Here is a 14,301-nt window from a genome sequence, read left to right as displayed (position 1 = left end):
AAGCCTGACAGGCGCTGACGTCGTTCAGGAGCTCTGCGGGGTCGCGTCCCCGGTGGCCGAGGAGCCGGGGACCGAGCCGATGGCCGGCGGCTGTGGGGCGGTGCCACCGAGGGACTTTCCGATCGTCGCGTCCCAGATCCTCTTCCAGGTGCCGTCGGCCTCAATCGTCTTCAGGAAGGTGTTGACGAAGGCCTGCGCACCGGAGTCCTTGGGGAGTCCGATACCGTAGGGGTCCTCGGCGAAGGTCTCACCGACGATCTTGACCTTGTCATTGGACAGGACCTCGCTCTTGAGCAGGGACTGGTCCACGACGTAGGCCTTGACCTGACCGCTCTCAACGGCGGCGACGCACTTGGCCTGGGTGTCGAAGGGCTTGGCGTTTGCCTTGGGGGCGTGCTTCTTCAGCGCAGCGGCCGACGAGGAGTTGGACTGGACCGCGACATCCCCGGTGAGGGTGTCGACGCCGGTGATGTCCTGGTTGTCGGCCTTGACCAGGATGGCCTGGCTGGAGGCGTAGTACGGGCCGGCAAAGTCGATCTTCTTGGCCCGCTCCGGGGTGATCGTGTAGGTGGCGATGACGGCCTTGACCGTGCCGTTCGTCAGGACGGTCTCGCGCGTGTCGGAGGTGACCTGCTGGACCTCGAGGAGGGAGCGGGCGTCGTCGCCGCCGATGATGTAGCGGGCCAGCGCCTGGGCGATGGCCGCATCGAAACCGGAGATCTTCTTCGTCTTGGAGTCCTCCCAGGAGAAGACCTCCGAGGTCTTGGTCCCGCCGGTGACGAGCTTGCCCGCCTGCTTCACGGCGGCGGCCCAGGGGGAGGCGGCCACGACGTCGGCGGCGGCCACCGGACCGGAGTTGATGGCCTTGTCGTAGTCGGCGTCGGAGGCCGACGACGAGGCGACGGCCTTACCGTCGGCGCCTGTGTCGGCGCAGGCGGCCAGCACGCCGGCCAGGGAGACGGCACCGGTCGTGGCCAGGAGTCCGCGGCGGGAGAGGGTGGTCATGGTGTTCCTTTCGTTCGGACGGGGAGGGGCCGTCCCAGGCGCTGGGCCTGCGGTGGTCGCCGCACTCGGGAGACGGTGCGGTTCGGGGCTCAGTGGCTGAGCACCTTGGAGAGGAAGTCGCGGGCGCGCTCGGTGCGCGGGGAGGAGAAGAACTCAGCGGGTCGGCCGGACTCAACGATCTGGCCGCCGTCCATGAAGACGACCCGGTCGGCGACCGAGCGGGCGAAGCCCATCTCGTGGGTGACGACGAGCATGGTCATGCCCGAGGCCGCCAGGTCCTTGATGACGTCGAGGACCTCGTTGATCATCTCCGGGTCCAAGGCGCTGGTGGGCTCATCGAAGAGCATGAGCTTGGGGTCCATGGCCAGCGCGCGGGCGATGGCGACGCGCTGCTGCTGCCCTCCGGAGAGCTGGGAGGGACGTTTTCCGGCCTGGTCCTCCAGACCGACTCTGGCCAGCAGCTCACGGGCCCGTTCCTCAGCCCGGTTCCGGGGGACGCCACGCACCTTCATGGGTGCCAAGGTGATGTTGTCCAGCACCGTGCGGTGCGGGAAGAGGTTGAAGGACTGGAAGACCATTCCCACCTCGGCGCGCAGCTGGGCCAGGGCCCGGCCCTCCTGAGGCAGGGGGGTTCCGTCGATCTCGATCCGCCCCTTCTGGATCGGCTCCAGGCGATTGACGGTGCGGCACAGGGTGGACTTACCCGATCCGGAGGCGCCGATGACGGCCACGACCTCGCCACGGTGGATGTCGAGTGAGACGTCGTCGAGAGCCTTGAAACGGCCGTAGTACTTGGTGACGTGGCTGATCCGCACCAGGACGTCATCGTTCCGGTCTGCGGCTGCCTGATCAGGAGAGGGTGCGGATGCGGTCACGAGTACCTCGTCTCAACATGGGTATGGGAGCGTCATCTGTCTCATCGACAGCAACAGCAACACATCCACATGCGCACTGCATTCCTCCTTGACTCGTGTCGGCCTGCACATTCGAGGAGGTTTCGACCTCTCGTCAGGAAGAGTAGCACCGTCGGCAACCGGGGCGTCAACCGACTCTGAGCGCCCCAGCCCTTGGGATGATGCTCACACGCCATACAGAGTGCCTAACCGCACGAGCCGACCATGCGGTCGTAGTCTCATCTGCATGAGTCCCGCGAATGCCACCGATCCGCGCCGCCGCCTCCAGCCCGAGCAGCGCCGGGAGGAGCTGGTGAGAGTAGGCGTTGAGCTGTTCGCGGAAGGAACGCTCGACCGCACTCACGTCAACGAGATCATCAAGCGGGCCGGCGTCTCACGCACACTCTTCTATCACTACTTCCCCTCCAAGATCGCCTTCGCCCGAGCCATTGTGGAGTACGAGATCCTTCACCTTCATGGTCTGGTCGAGCAGCAGACGGCGCTGACCCTGGAAGGGGCGATCTCCACCTTCGCGGGCTATGTGAAGGCCAGGCCCGACAGCCTTCGAGCGCTTCACACCGGAGGTCTTGACCAGGACCCTGAGATCGCGGCAGCGCTGGCCACCAGCTTCGAGCGCTACGAACGCCTCGTGCTCATGCTCCTGGGCATCGCAGAGCCCGACGAGCACGCCATGTTCGCCGCCGAGGTGTGGATCAGCACCATGATCACCCTGTGCCTGGCCTGGCTGGATCACCCCGAGATCAGCCAGGAGACCATCACGAACATGTCCGCCCAGACGCTACGGAGTCTGGTGTCCCAGGCTCGGCAAGGCGCCGAGCACACCGCCGAACAGGCCTCAGCGCCGACCACTGCCCATGACCTGGTGGGTGACCACTGAGGTCGGCCTCCGAGCCACGCCGAGAATCAGGCCTCAGCCGAGTCCGCATCACACACTTTTTTCCAGCATTCCAAACCTGTCGTAAAAATAGGCGTTCACGTCGGCACGGACGTGCTACTCTCTCCCCCAGTTGTACAAGACGTGCAATAGAACGACGATGAGGGTTCCCCGTACTGCGGCGCCCCTCGCTCTCAGAAGGAGAGCCGATCATGCCTCAAGGCACCACTGGAGATGTGGTGGCTGTAAGCCGCAGGACATCGCGTGTCCTCTTCGCTCCGGAGACATTCAACTTCGCCGAGGTGACCCGCGCGATCGAGGTGGCCCGCCGGATGCCGTCGCACGTTGAGTGCGTCTTTGCCGGCTTCTCGCGACGCAACTCCGAGTACATCAGGGCCGCGGGCTTCGAGTTCCGCCTGCTGACCCCCTACCTCGGCGAGGAGGAGGGACGGCTGGCGCTGGCCTTCGACCAGGGCCGCAGCCTGCGTCACCCGTTCACGGCGCAGATGCTCGCCCAGCGGGTGAGCAGCGAGCGCGTACTGTTGCGCGGCCTGCGTCCGGACGCCGTTGTCATCGGAGTAACTCCCAGCCAGTTTATTTCTGCGAGGGCGGAGTGCGTGCCACTGGTTTTCGTACGGCCCTTCGCCTATTCCCTGGCGCACCTGGAGGCGGCGCGCGCCACAGGGGCCACCGGCTTCCTGCCCCGCACCTCCCCCGAGGAGTGCCTGCTCGATAACGTGGCCGCCCACGCGCTCCATGCACTGGGAACTCGGGTCCCCCTGCCTCGATCCTTCCATCAGGTGGCCAAGGCCAATGGCGTCTCGCTGCCCCAGGGAGTGCTCGCCGGGCTCACTGCCGACCTCAATCTCATCGCCAGCGCTCCACACCTGCTGCCTCGGTGGCTGAGGATGCCCGAGGGACACCGAGTGGTGGGACCGGTCTACGCCCGTCTGCCCGGGGAGACTCCCGAGCTCCTGGCCGACCTGGCTGCCGGCCCCCAGCCCCTGGTGTACTTCGCCATGGGCTCATCGGGGAACCGTGACCTCGTCCTTGACGTGCTCGCAGGCCTGGGCCGGGCGGATTGCCAGGTACTGGCACCGGTGCGCACCCACCTTCACGAGGAGGACCTGGAGACTCTTCCGCCCAACGTGCACGTCACTGACTGGATCCCGGCGCACCAGCTGGGCGACGCCGTCGACCTGGCCATCACCCACGGCGGGGAGGGAACGGTGCAGACCAGCTGCGTCCAGGGGTGGCCCTTCATCGGGATCCCGTTGCAGTTCGAGCAGCGATTCAACATTCAGCGCTGTGTGGCCTTCGGCTCGGCCAGACTCGTTTCGCAGAAGGAGGCTCGCAGGGCCGACTGGGCGGCGCTGGTGCGGCAGGCCCTGGCCAACGACGGCATGCGTTCCCGCGCTCGACGGATGGCGAGGCTCATGGAGGGGCTGGACGGACCGGGCCGTGCGGCCGAGGCGATCTGCGAGCTGCTGTGAGTCTGCGGCGGTTTGCCTCCGAGACTTCCGCCGGACTGTGTCCTAGGCCTGCGCCCGGGCGCTGGCGTAGAGGCAGACGACCGCGGCTGCGGCGACGTTGAGGGACTCCGCCTTGCCGTAGACGGGGATGGAGACGACGGCGTCGGCTCGGCTCAGCGCCTCTGAGGGCAGTCCGTGCGCCTCATTGCCGAGCAGCCAGGCACTCGGCGCCTCCAGGAGAGACTCGGCCTCGAAGAGGTCGAAGTCGCCGCGTCCGTCGGCCGCGAGGACGGTGAGTCCGGCGTTGTGGAGCGCGGTGACGGCGTCGTCGAGGGCCACACCGGTGACCACAGGCAGGTGGAAGAGGCTTCCGGCGGTGGAGCGCACGACCTTCGGCGCGGTGGGGTCCACGCTGCCGCGTACGAGGACGACGGCGTCGGCTCCGGCGGCGTCGGCGGCCCGGATGATGGTTCCAGCGTTTCCCGGGTCCTGGGCCTGGGTGAGGACGGCGACGAGCCTGGCCCCCTCCAGGGCGGTGGTCAGCGCCTCGGAGCCGGTGGCCTCCTCGGTGGCCACCACGGCCAGGAGGCCCTGAGCGTCAGCACTCATGGCGTCCATGACCTGCTCCGTGGTGACGTGCACGTAGAGCTCGGCCGCCACGGCCTCATCCCAGATCTCGCTGTGGCGCTCGACGGCCGCCTCGGTGAAGTAGACGTCGAGCAGGCGGCCTGGGGCGTGCCGGACGGCCTCCCGCACGCCCTGGGGGCCTTCAACCAGGAAGCGACGGTGCTTGGCCCTCGCGTTGCGGCGCGACAGGCCCGCCACCCGGGAGATGCGGGCCGAGGCCGGATTGCTCAGCACCTCTCGGCCGGCGGCCGGCCCCTCGGTAACGGTGCGCCGCCGCGGCCCGCGAGCCTGAGGACGGTCGGCAGAGTCATCGAAGAACTCATCAGGGACGGCAGAGGCGGTAGGGCTCATGCCGTCAGCCTACGCGAGCGGCCGACCAGAACACCGAATCCCCGCCACAAACCGACTCAGGGTCTGTGACGAGGACTCGGCGATCATGTGTCAGTGGGGCTGGCCCCCGGCTGCACTGGTGATTCAGGCCTTGGGGGCGTTGACGTCCTCGGGGAGGGCCTTGCGGGCCACCTCCACAAGGGCCTTGAAGCCCTCGGGCTCGTTGACGGCCAGCTCGGCGAGCATGCGGCGGTCGATCTCCACACCGGCCAGGCCAAGACCCTGGATGAAGCGGTTGTAGGTCAGGCCCTCGGCGCGGGCGGCAGCGTTGATGCGCTGGATCCACAGACGACGGAAGTCACCCTTGCGGGCGCGACGGTCGCGGAACGCGTAGACGCCGGAGTGGGTGACCTGCTCCTTGGCCTTGCGGTAGAGGCGCGAGCGCTGGCCGCGGTAGCCCGAGGCCTTCTCGAGAACGGAACGACGCTTCTTCTGGGCGTTAACAGCCCGCTTCACACGTGCCATGGTGAGACTCCTTGGTGGGTTGGGCGGTCAGCGACCGAGCAGCTTCTTGACCTGGCGGACGTCGGCCGGGGCGACCGGCTGGTCCTGGGACAGCTTGCGCTTGCGGCGGGAGGACTTGACCTCCAGCAGGTGGCGCTTGTTGGCCTGCTCGCGCATGAGCTTGCCGCTGCCGGTGACCCGGAAGCGCTTCTTGGCACCGGAGTGCGTCTTGTTCTTCGGCATGGGTAATTTCCTCTTCTCGGTCCCTGGGAGACCAGTGGTCGCCGGGACTGCGGACCCCGCTCACGGTGGCGAGGGGGTGGGTCGGTGGTGTCAGGTGAGTGTCGAGAGCGCCATCGGGCGCTCTCAGGCGTTCTCGCCGGCAGGCTCCCCGTCCAAGGCCTTGGCGCCCTTGGGCGCCCGGCCCGCGTGCTTCTCGGCACGGCGAGCGGCACGGGCCTCCTCGCGACGGCGGCGCTGGTCGGACTTGACCTCGGCCTTCTTACGGACCGGAGCCAGGACCATGACCATGTTGCGGCCGTCCTGACGGGGGTGGGACTCGATGGTGCCCAGCTCGGCCATCTCCTCGGCCAGGCCCTGCAGGAGCCTGATCCCGAGCTCGGGCCGGGACTGCTCACGGCCGCGGAAGCGGACGATGCACTTGACCTTGTCCCCGCCCTTGAGGAATCGCTCGACGTGGCCGCGCTTGGTGGCGTAGTCGTGCTCATCGATCTTGGGGCGGAACTGGATCTCCTTGAGCTGGGTGTTTGCCTGGTTGCGTCGCGCGTCGCGCGCCTTCATGGCCGACTCGTACTTGAACTTGCCGTAGTCCATGAGCTTGCACACCGGAGGTCGGGCGTCGGGTGCCACCTCGACCAGGTCGAGATCGGCCTCCTCAGCCAGACGCAGGGCGTCCTCCACGCGGACAACGCCGACCTGCTCTCCGCTGGGGCCGACGAGACGCACTTCGGGAACGCGGATCCGTTCGTTGATACGGGGCTCGCTGATGTCGGTTCCTCACTCTGAGTCACGGATGCTTGCGGGACGAGGAAAGGCCCCCGTCCCTGCCGCGCAGGTCGGAGGCCTCGTGATGAGCGCGGTCAACGCACGGCCGTGGCCGAGCAGGGACCGCGAAGGGCTTATCACCCTTGCATGAACCCGATTCCCGAAAGGAACCCAGGTGGGATCACTCCGCTTGCGCACCGGGGCGAACCCCGGGTGGTCAATGAGGAATACTACCAGGACACAGGCCGGCTCTCCCACTGCGTTCTCGCCCCACTTGGCGTGAGTCCTCCCACGTATGAGGCGGATATGAGGCGCGTCAGAGCGTCAAGAGGCCCAGCGGTTCGTGCGGGCTCCCCACACGACGGCGATGATGCCGACGGCGGCCTGGATCCCGAGCAGCGTCGTCGTCGGCGCCGCGATACCACTGGCGGCAAGCGCCGCAGCCAGTGCTCCTACGACGGCGGCATCGGGCCCTTGAGTCAGCATCTGCACCACTCCCGGCGGCAGGGATCCCACGGGCGAGGTGACGAGTCCGGCGGCGAAGTCGGGCATCTCCCGATACCCGGAACGCAGCGCCGCCCCGCCCCAGGCCCAGCCGCTTACAAGAGCCAGGGCGACCATGATTCCCAGCCCCTTCCAGTCGGCCGCGGCCCCGTGGGTCGCCATGACTGGGGCCAGGCTCAGGAGGGACCACGTGCTCATGAGGACGGCCGGCACGAGCAGGTGCCCCGCGCGCACCACCCAGGGCGCCACCGGCCAGGAGGCGTCAGGACCGCCGTCGAACCAGGCCTGACGCGCCGGCTCGGCAACGGCCAGAGTCGCAACCCATCCTCCGATGAGATAGCCGACGGCGCGCAGGGGGGCACCGACCGCGCTGGACAGGAGCGGCAGCACCGCGATGGCCAGCCCGACCCCCATCTGAAGCAGGCGCCGGCGCTGGCGACGCAGCAGGATCCAGTCCGCTTGAGCCACCGTCATCAGCACCCCGAGGGGTCGGGGCATCCGGCTCCCGATCCCGGCCGTCCACAACGGCGAAGGGGTCACGGGCCTGGCAGGATCCGGGGAGATCAGCCGCCCCAGGGCCCTGGTGTCCAACGACAGCAATGAGACGTGCGCACCGAAGGAACGCGCGACGACGGCGAGGAGCGCAGCATCATGCACCTGCCCCAGGCTGCGTCTGGCCCGCTGCCATTCTGTGACAGTGAGGACGACCAGCGCACCGGCCAGGAGGGCGACCACCGCGTTCCCCAGTACGGAGCGCGGGAAGGGAAGCCCCACACCGGCCAGGCAGGCTGCGACTCCCGTCAGGATGAGACGGCGCCGCAGCCGCTCGACACCGTGGCCAAGGATCTGCGCCTTGATGAGCTCGGTGAGCACCAGGCAGTTCCCGGTCGCAAGTAGGGCCGGCCACGCCACAGCGGCGACCCAGCCACCTCCGGCCGCCAGCGCTGGGAGCACGCCCACCGCAGCTCCCACGGTGGCCGCGATGAGGTACTCGACACGGGCCACCGGCACCAGGAGGCTGCCCCGATCCCCGGGCATGGGCAGCCACCAGGCAGCCTCATGAGGGCGCAGGAAGAGCGGGCCGAGCAGGCCGAGTGAACCGACACCGACCGCTGCGAGCAGCATGAGCGGCGCCAGGACCAGCCACCCGGGCTCGAGGCCCGCTACTGCAAAGCCGTGGAGCGCACCGGTCCCGGTCGCCGAGGCGGGCCTATCCACGATCAGCCGGCGCAGATAGGGGGCGAGGATCGTTCCGACGATGATGATCGTCAGAAGCGCGGAGTAGATGTCTCCTACGAGCGCCCAGACACCGCGGCGATGCCGCCGGGTACGGAGCCTTACCCAGCTGCGCAGTGCGGCCCCGTTGGGAAGCACCGCCTTCTCCGGAGCCGTGGAGAGGGGCTGCGTCTTCTGTTCGCCCAGCGGCGTCACCGCAGCCCCTCCTCAATGGCGCGCACGCCATCATCCACGCTGAGCATCCGGGTGTCGCGTCCGACGAGGAGCACGTCAGTGGCCGCCTCCTCGACGATCTCCGGGTCGTGGGAGACCATGAGCACTCCCCCGCCGGCCTCACGCTCCTCAACGAGTCGGTCCGCCAGAAGCAGGCGGGTCACCCGGTCCAAACGCTGCTCGGGCTCATCGAGGATCAGCAGCCTGCGGGGTCGGGCCAGGACCGACGCCAGCGCCAGACGGCGCCGTTGCCCTGAGGAGAGCTCCTCGGGAAGGTGCCCCGCGAGCCGCCGCAGCTCCAGGTCCTCCAGCAGGTCACTGACCACCTCGTCGGCCTCGACGACGCCGTGCCCGAAGCAGACCAGCCGCAGGTGCTCGATGACGGTCAGTGTGGGGAAGAAGGACTCCTGCCCCAGATCCGTGGCGACAGCTGCGCGCTGGACACCTGAACGGGGGTCCGGGACGTGTCCGAGTACGCGAACCCGCCCCGCCAGCGGGCGCAGTAGCCCGCAGCAGGTGCGCAGGATCGTCGACTTGCCGGCCCCGTTGACTCCGACCAGTGCCAGCACCTGGCCGGGAAGCAGGTCGAAGGTCGCCGGGGCGCAGACCGGTTGGTCGCTGTATCCGACACTGAGGTCGCGGGCGCTCACCAGTGGCTCACGGCTTGGAGCCGGAGGCTGGGTGCCGCTGTTGAAATCATGCCGGTTACCGGGCGGCAGCTCGGGGTCGGGTTGAGATGGGCCTGAGGTGGTCGACATCGCGATCATCGGTACTATTCCAACACACGTTTTTTTCGGTGGCCTGGTCGAATCGGATGCCTTACGCTCCGCAATCATGGATTGGAACAGCGTGAGGACACCGGACCCGAATGGCGCGTCAGACGGCGGTTCCGCCCTCTCCCGTGAGGGCGGAACCGACTGGAGCACCACGAGGGACCCGGGCCCCGGCCGGGTGATGGTCTCGACCCGGGATCTCGCCCAGGTCCGTGCGATCGCCGAGGCCTGTGCCCGGATCTCCCAGAATGACGGACGATCCCAGGACGCCCAGGTCCTGCGCGAGGTCGTTACCCGCTTCGACCAGGTGGCCGGGCCGCTGGAGGACCACTACGGACAGGTCGAGCAGTGGGAGGCCCTGATCCTGGGGCGCCCTTGAGATTGTGCTCCAGCTGCACGGATCAGGCGGGAAGCGGGCACAGCTCCACGGTGTCGACGAGGTCTCCCCAGGCCGGGTTGACCATGACGTGCTGGCAGCCCTCCAGGCTCCGGGCCACGCCGGCGCGACCGTCTGCGGCGTCGATGCGGATGAAGACCCGCAGCTCGGCGCCCTCACCGGGCCCGAAGGCCACGCCGGTGACTCCGTCGACCTCCTGGAGCTGGGCGCGTACCTCGGCCTGAACCGGCTCGTTGCGCCATGATGGCACCCACGCCTCTCCCCCAGCCAGGGCCACGACGGCGGGGCGCGGCAGGCGCAGGTCCCGGCTACCGGGGTCGAGCACCCACAGCTGGTCGGTGGACAGGCAGGCCACCTGCGCCGCTCGCCGGGGCGTCACCGGCACGGGGCGGACGTCACTGCGCCATGCGGTCATGGCCTCGGCGCTGGTGAACACCGGCAGGGCGATGTGCCCGTCGGGCAGGCTCACCGCCAGGGTCGCCGCGTCCTGGCAGGCGTCGGTGGTGTGCACCTCGTGAGCCGGAACCTGCGGTGCGCCACCGTCCGCCAGACCCTGCGCCAGGCTCACGGACTGCTCCCGGCTCCCCTTCAGGCGGCCGGGAAGGGCATGGGCGGCCACAGGGACGATGAGCCGGCCACCGACGAGTGCCGCCCACAGCTCATCGAGGTACTGATGACGCGGCAGGTCCACGGCCTCCAGGGCGTCGCGCACCTCCGGCCTAATCGAGCCATCGTCGTCGGCGAAGGGGGCCGGTGCAGCCAGAAGCCGCTCCAGCTTGGCCCGTGCGGCCACGGCCGCCGCCACCTGGGCGTCCTGCGGGGGCTCGGCCGCCGAGGCTCCGAGCGGCGCGGACACTGCTGCGGGATCTGCCTGCTGATTCTGCGCTGACTGGCTCACGGCCCTCACGGTAGCGCCTTTGACGTCCCCCCTGTCCCTGACGTCGGTGAGCACGCAGGCGATGCGGGAACCGGGGCGCTCGGAGAGGTCAGACACGAGCCTTCGAGGGCTGCCTCTTCTCCTCGTCACCGGCCACGGCCAGGGCCTCCTGGAGGGTGAAGTTGCCGTTGTACAGCGCCTTGCCGACGATCGCGCCCTCCAGTCCCAACGGCACCAGGCGACGCAGCGCGACCAGGTCGTCGAGGTGGGCGATACCGCCGGAGGCGACCACCGGGGCAGGGCTGAGCTGGCAGACCTCGGTGAGGAGCTCCGTGTTGGGGCCGCTCAGCGTTCCGTCCCGAGTGACGTCAGTGACGACGTAGCGCGCGCACCCCGCAGCGTTGAGCCGCTCAAGGGTCTCCCACAGGTCTCCGCCCTCCTTGGTCCAGCCGCGGGCCGCCAGGGTGGAGCCGCGCACGTCGAGGCCAACGGCGATCCTCTCCCCGTGCTCGGCAATGACCCGTTCGGTCCACTCGGGGTCCTCCAGCGCCGCCGTGCCCAGGTTGACCCGAGCGGCACCGGCGGCCAGGGCCCGGGCCAGTGAGGCGTCATCACGAATGCCCCCGGAGAGCTCCACCTTGATGCCGACCTCGCCGACGATGCGAGAGAGCAGCTCATGGTTGGAGCCGCGACCGAAGGCGGCGTCGAGGTCCACCAAGTGGATCCATTCGGCTCCGGCGCGCACCCAGTCCCGGGCGGCGTCGACGGGGCTGCCGTAGTCCGTCTCTGAGCCGGCCTCTCCCTGAAGGAGCCGGACGGCCTTGCCATCGGCGACGTCGACGGCGGGAAGTAGAGTGAGCATGCTTTCTCCTGCAGTGGTCGTGGGATGACTCGGGTGAGGTTCAGAGGGTCGTCAACCAGTTGCGCAGCAGCCGAGCCCCTGCGTCACCGGACTTCTCGGGGTGGAACTGCGTAGCGCACAGGGCTCCGTTCTCGACGGCGGCGATGAAGTCGTTCCCGTGAGTCGCCCAGGTGACCTGGGGCAGACGGGTGGGACCGGGACCGAGCAGCTCGGCAGGGTCCGCAGTGGCCGCGTAGGAGTGGACGAAGTAGAAGTGCTCGTCGGCAACGCCGTCGAACAGAACGGAGTCCGAAGGAGGGCGGACCCGGCTCCACCCCATGTGAGGAACGACGTCGGCACTCAAGCGGGACACGGTGCCGGGCCACTGTCCCAGTCCGTCTTCAGCGGTCCCGTGCTCCTCGGAGCGCTCGAACATGACCTGCATGCCCACGCAGATTCCCAGGACCGGCCGTCCACCGGCCAGGCGCCGTTCGATGAGACGGGGGGCGCCAACCGCCCGCAGCTGTTCCATGACCGCGCCGAAGGCTCCCACCCCGGGGACCACGAGCCCATCGGCCTCAGCGACCTCGTGCGGGTCGCTGGTGAGGGTCACCTGCGCGCCGACGCGTTCCAGAGCACGCACCGCCGAACGGACGTTGCCGGATCCGTATGACAGGACGGTGACGCGTGGCGCTTGCATGTGACATATCCTATCGTCCCGGTAGATCGTTCTGAGAATCCTCCACACTCTGAAACGCCTTCTGACATGCGCAGAATCGAAGCCGTCAGCGTCGGCGCAGCGGATCGGGTGGAGCGTCGAGCTCATCGTGGGCGTGAGCAGGGACAGCGCGGGGACACGGCACGGATTGTGCGATTCGGATCTGGGTAGTCGGCTTCCTTTCACGAATCCCCAAGATGGGCGAGTATTCATCCGTGAGCATGCAGTCCCCCTCCGGCCAGGCCCCTCAGCCGCCTTGGTCGGCACCCCCGCCTCCGCCGCCTTCGCAGTCCTTCTCGAGCCACTCACCCGCAGGGGCCGGCACAGGCTCGGGTGGATCCAGCAGGTCGCGCAGCGGAGCACCGTTCTCCATCCCCGGCGTGCGGATTACCTCGGTGCTGGGACGCGGCGGCTTCGCGACGGTCTACGCCGGCGTGCAGGACTCCTTGGAGCGTCCGGTCGCCGTCAAGGTGGACTCCCGCCCCTTGGATGATCCTCGCAATGAGCGGCGGTTCATGCGCGAGGTGCAGGCGGCCTCGAGGATCTCGGGGCATCCTCACGTGGTCTCACTGGTCGACACGGGCAAGCTGCCCGATCTGCGCCCCTACCTGGTCATGGAGCTGTGCGCGGGCGGCAGCCTCTACGACCTCGTCTCACGCGGCCCGACCCCCGCCTCCGACGCCGTGGCCCTGGTGGAGGCAGCGGCCTCGGCTCTGGGGGCGGCCCACGCGGCCGGTGTCATGCACCGGGACATCAAGCCCGCCAACATCCTTCTGGACTCCTACGGCTCTCCACGCCTGTCGGACTTCGGCATCGCCGCGGTCCAGCGCGAAGGTCAGGATCCCACCGTGACTCTGGAGTGCCTCACCCCCGACTTCGCCGCGCCGGAGGCCTTCATGCTGGCCAGCCCCGGCCCCGAGGGGGATGTGTGGTCCATGGGCGCGGTGCTCTTCGCCCTGCTGACGGGGCGAGGCCCCCGGCGTGGTCCCGACGGCGTGCAGCGCAGCCTGCCGGAGATCGTCCGTTCCCTCGACGACCCCCTGGACATCAGCGACCCGAATGTCCCCGAGATCCTGCTTCCGGTCCTCAGCAAGGCGATGGCGCCGGACCCCAAGCACCGCTACCGCAACGGCACCGAGCTCACCGGGGCCCTGGGACAGATCCGTGAGCATCTCGGGGTAGGAAATCTGGCCGTCGGCGGGCCGGTGACCTCCTTGCGGCTGGTTGAGGCCGGACTGGCGCCGCCTCCGCCCGACCAGCGGGAAGGATCGCCCGACTCCCACGCTCTGTCCGGTGCGTCGCAGTGGTCATCATCCGACTCCGTCTTCCCTGTCCGTGCAGCCGGCCCCTCAGGCTCCGCCGCCTCAGCCCCCTCAGTCGTCTCAGGCGGGTTGGAGAGCTCCGGGAAGGTATTGACGAACGCTCCCGCCTCAGTTCAGGCGGGTCAGTCGATGAGACTGTCCAGATCGGAGCGCCGCCAGATCGGTCTGCGCTCCGGAGCGATCGGCGCAGTTGTCGGCCTGGTCGTCGGTCTGAGCGCAGGATGGGTGGCGGGCGCCCACCTGGCTCCCGCGGTCAGTGCCACCAGATCGTCGTCGGCCGCGACGGCACCGGGTTCCGCTTCCCAGTCCTCATCGTCGAGTCAGGACGCCGCCTCGACCCCGCCGCACCCGGTGGGTACCTGCCTGGCGGGCACTACCTCGATCTCAGGGCAGACCACGGCCAGGAAGGTCGACTGCAACGAGCCCCACTCCTGGGAGGTCTACCAGGTGGGGACCCTGGCGGAGAGCACCTCGGGTTCCAGTGACGACGACCTGGCGGCCGATCCCAACGTGCAGGCCACCTGTACCTCAGAGGCGGCCCAGCAGTACGGGGCGAGCGATCCGAGTACATCGGTGCTGGGTCCGGGAGAGGCCGGCTGGAACGCCGGAAAGCGGGGCTTCTCCTGCATCGCCTCCGACAAGGGCGGGCAGCGGACGAGCTCCTACGCCGGCTAGGAGCCAATGCCCCC

15 protein-coding genes are annotated in these 14,301 nt (G+C 68.8%); 4 read left to right on the top strand and 11 right to left on the bottom strand.

The window, feature by feature from the left end; genetic code table 11:
* Window positions 1–24: 24 nt before the first annotated feature.
* Together RIV12_RS05735 and RIV12_RS05730 are read right to left on the bottom strand one after the other, a co-directional pair.
* Window positions 25–1,005, bottom strand: coding sequence for a glutamate ABC transporter substrate-binding protein (locus RIV12_RS05735; protein ID WP_309322770.1), 981 nt, complete (start codon window positions 1,003–1,005; stop codon window positions 25–27).
* Window positions 1,006–1,094: 89 nt separating this feature from the next.
* On the bottom strand, window positions 1,095–1,880 hold the full coding sequence (locus RIV12_RS05730) for an amino acid ABC transporter ATP-binding protein (protein WP_309322769.1): 786 nt from the start codon (window positions 1,878–1,880) through the stop codon (window positions 1,095–1,097).
* A gap of 265 nt (window positions 1,881–2,145) precedes the next feature.
* Between RIV12_RS05730 and RIV12_RS05725 the strand changes: the two genes are divergently transcribed.
* Together RIV12_RS05725 and RIV12_RS05720 are read left to right on the top strand one after the other, a co-directional pair.
* On the top strand, window positions 2,146–2,796 hold the full coding sequence (locus RIV12_RS05725; RefSeq protein WP_309322768.1) for a TetR/AcrR family transcriptional regulator: 651 nt from the start codon (window positions 2,146–2,148) through the stop codon (window positions 2,794–2,796).
* Between the two features lie 209 nt (window positions 2,797–3,005).
* A complete protein-coding gene (locus RIV12_RS05720; RefSeq protein WP_309322767.1) occupies window positions 3,006–4,286 on the top strand; it encodes a glycosyltransferase in 1,281 nt (426 codons plus the stop codon).
* Between the two features lie 42 nt (window positions 4,287–4,328).
* Here RIV12_RS05720 and RIV12_RS05715 read toward each other — a convergent pair whose 3' ends face one another.
* The 6 genes from RIV12_RS05715 to RIV12_RS05690 all read right to left on the bottom strand — a co-directional run bounded on the left by RIV12_RS05715 (window position 4,329) and on the right by RIV12_RS05690 (window position 9,451).
* Window positions 4,329–5,243: a TrmH family RNA methyltransferase gene (locus RIV12_RS05715; protein WP_309322766.1), complete on the bottom strand. Its 915-nt coding sequence runs from the start codon at window positions 5,241–5,243 to the stop codon at window positions 4,329–4,331.
* A gap of 123 nt (window positions 5,244–5,366) precedes the next feature.
* Complete coding sequence (gene rplT / locus RIV12_RS05710; RefSeq protein WP_003780489.1) at window positions 5,367–5,747, bottom strand: 50S ribosomal protein L20; 381 nt, start codon at window positions 5,745–5,747, stop codon at window positions 5,367–5,369.
* A gap of 27 nt (window positions 5,748–5,774) precedes the next feature.
* Window positions 5,775–5,969 carry a 50S ribosomal protein L35 gene (gene rpmI, locus RIV12_RS05705; RefSeq protein WP_003780493.1) on the bottom strand — a complete coding sequence of 65 codons (195 nt, stop codon included), beginning with the start codon at window positions 5,967–5,969 and terminating at the stop codon, window positions 5,775–5,777.
* Between the two features lie 123 nt (window positions 5,970–6,092).
* Window positions 6,093–6,692, bottom strand: coding sequence for a translation initiation factor IF-3 (infC, locus tag RIV12_RS05700; RefSeq protein ID WP_428978915.1), 600 nt, complete (start codon window positions 6,690–6,692; stop codon window positions 6,093–6,095).
* 363 nt (window positions 6,693–7,055) lie between these two features.
* Entirely contained in the window at window positions 7,056–8,666 is a 1,611-nt protein-coding gene (locus RIV12_RS05695) for a DUF6297 family protein (protein WP_309322765.1), read from the bottom strand.
* Complete coding sequence (locus tag RIV12_RS05690; RefSeq protein ID WP_309322764.1) at window positions 8,663–9,451, bottom strand: ABC transporter ATP-binding protein; 789 nt, start codon at window positions 9,449–9,451, stop codon at window positions 8,663–8,665. The genes RIV12_RS05695 and RIV12_RS05690 overlap by 4 nt, the downstream gene beginning before the upstream one ends.
* Window positions 9,452–9,518: 67 nt before the next feature.
* On the opposite strand from RIV12_RS05690, the gene RIV12_RS05685 reads away from it, so the two are divergent.
* The gene (locus tag RIV12_RS05685; RefSeq protein WP_309322763.1) at window positions 9,519–9,836 is read left to right on the top strand and encodes a hypothetical protein; all 318 of its coding nucleotides are present in this window, start codon (window positions 9,519–9,521) and stop codon (window positions 9,834–9,836) included.
* Window positions 9,837–9,858: 22 nt separating this feature from the next.
* On the opposite strand, the gene RIV12_RS05680 is transcribed toward RIV12_RS05685, so the two are convergent.
* The 3 genes from RIV12_RS05680 to hisH form a co-directional block, all read right to left on the bottom strand.
* Window positions 9,859–10,761, bottom strand: a complete 903-nt coding sequence (locus tag RIV12_RS05680) for an SseB family protein (RefSeq protein WP_428978916.1) — start codon at window positions 10,759–10,761, stop codon at window positions 9,859–9,861.
* A 79-nt stretch (window positions 10,762–10,840) separates the two neighbouring features.
* Window positions 10,841–11,593 (bottom strand): bifunctional 1-(5-phosphoribosyl)-5-((5-phosphoribosylamino)methylideneamino)imidazole-4-carboxamide isomerase/phosphoribosylanthranilate isomerase PriA, encoded by a 753-nt coding sequence (gene priA / locus RIV12_RS05675; RefSeq protein ID WP_309322762.1) that lies wholly within the window; start codon window positions 11,591–11,593, stop codon window positions 10,841–10,843.
* Window positions 11,594–11,633: 40 nt separating this feature from the next.
* The gene (gene hisH, locus RIV12_RS05670; protein ID WP_075418962.1) at window positions 11,634–12,272 is read right to left on the bottom strand and encodes an imidazole glycerol phosphate synthase subunit HisH; all 639 of its coding nucleotides are present in this window, start codon (window positions 12,270–12,272) and stop codon (window positions 11,634–11,636) included.
* A gap of 413 nt (window positions 12,273–12,685) precedes the next feature.
* Between hisH and RIV12_RS05665 the strand changes: the two genes are divergently transcribed.
* Window positions 12,686–14,287 (top strand): serine/threonine-protein kinase, encoded by a 1,602-nt coding sequence (locus RIV12_RS05665; RefSeq protein WP_309322794.1) that lies wholly within the window; start codon window positions 12,686–12,688, stop codon window positions 14,285–14,287.
* Window positions 14,288–14,301 lie beyond the last annotated feature (14 nt).

The organism is Actinomyces stomatis (assembly GCF_031292835.1).
Taxonomy (GTDB): Bacteria; Actinomycetota; Actinomycetes; order Actinomycetales; family Actinomycetaceae; genus Actinomyces; species Actinomyces stomatis.
Note: the sequence above shows the minus strand (reverse complement) of the source record. Positions and strands in the feature narration are given on the sequence as shown.

Bases quoted from the DNA above. Each gene is read 5' to 3' on its own strand.
- hisH (WP_075418962.1), bottom strand. From the start codon at position 12,272: ATGCAAGCGCCACGCGTCACCGTCCTGTCATACGGATCCGGCAACGTC.
- RIV12_RS05720 (WP_309322767.1), top strand. From the start codon at position 3,006: ATGCCTCAAGGCACCACTGGAGATGTGGTGGCTGTAAGCCGCAGGACA.
- rplT (WP_003780489.1), bottom strand. From the start codon at position 5,747: ATGGCACGTGTGAAGCGGGCTGTTAACGCCCAGAAGAAGCGTCGTTCC.
- priA (WP_309322762.1), bottom strand. From the start codon at position 11,593: ATGCTCACTCTACTTCCCGCCGTCGACGTCGCCGATGGCAAGGCCGTC.
- RIV12_RS05685 (WP_309322763.1), top strand. From the start codon at position 9,519: ATGGATTGGAACAGCGTGAGGACACCGGACCCGAATGGCGCGTCAGAC.
- rpmI (WP_003780493.1), bottom strand. From the start codon at position 5,969: ATGCCGAAGAACAAGACGCACTCCGGTGCCAAGAAGCGCTTCCGGGTC.
- RIV12_RS05690 (WP_309322764.1), bottom strand. From the start codon at position 9,451: ATGATCGCGATGTCGACCACCTCAGGCCCATCTCAACCCGACCCCGAG.
- RIV12_RS05715 (WP_309322766.1), bottom strand. From the start codon at position 5,243: ATGAGCCCTACCGCCTCTGCCGTCCCTGATGAGTTCTTCGATGACTCT.
- RIV12_RS05725 (WP_309322768.1), top strand. From the start codon at position 2,146: ATGAGTCCCGCGAATGCCACCGATCCGCGCCGCCGCCTCCAGCCCGAG.
- RIV12_RS05735 (WP_309322770.1), bottom strand. From the start codon at position 1,005: ATGACCACCCTCTCCCGCCGCGGACTCCTGGCCACGACCGGTGCCGTC.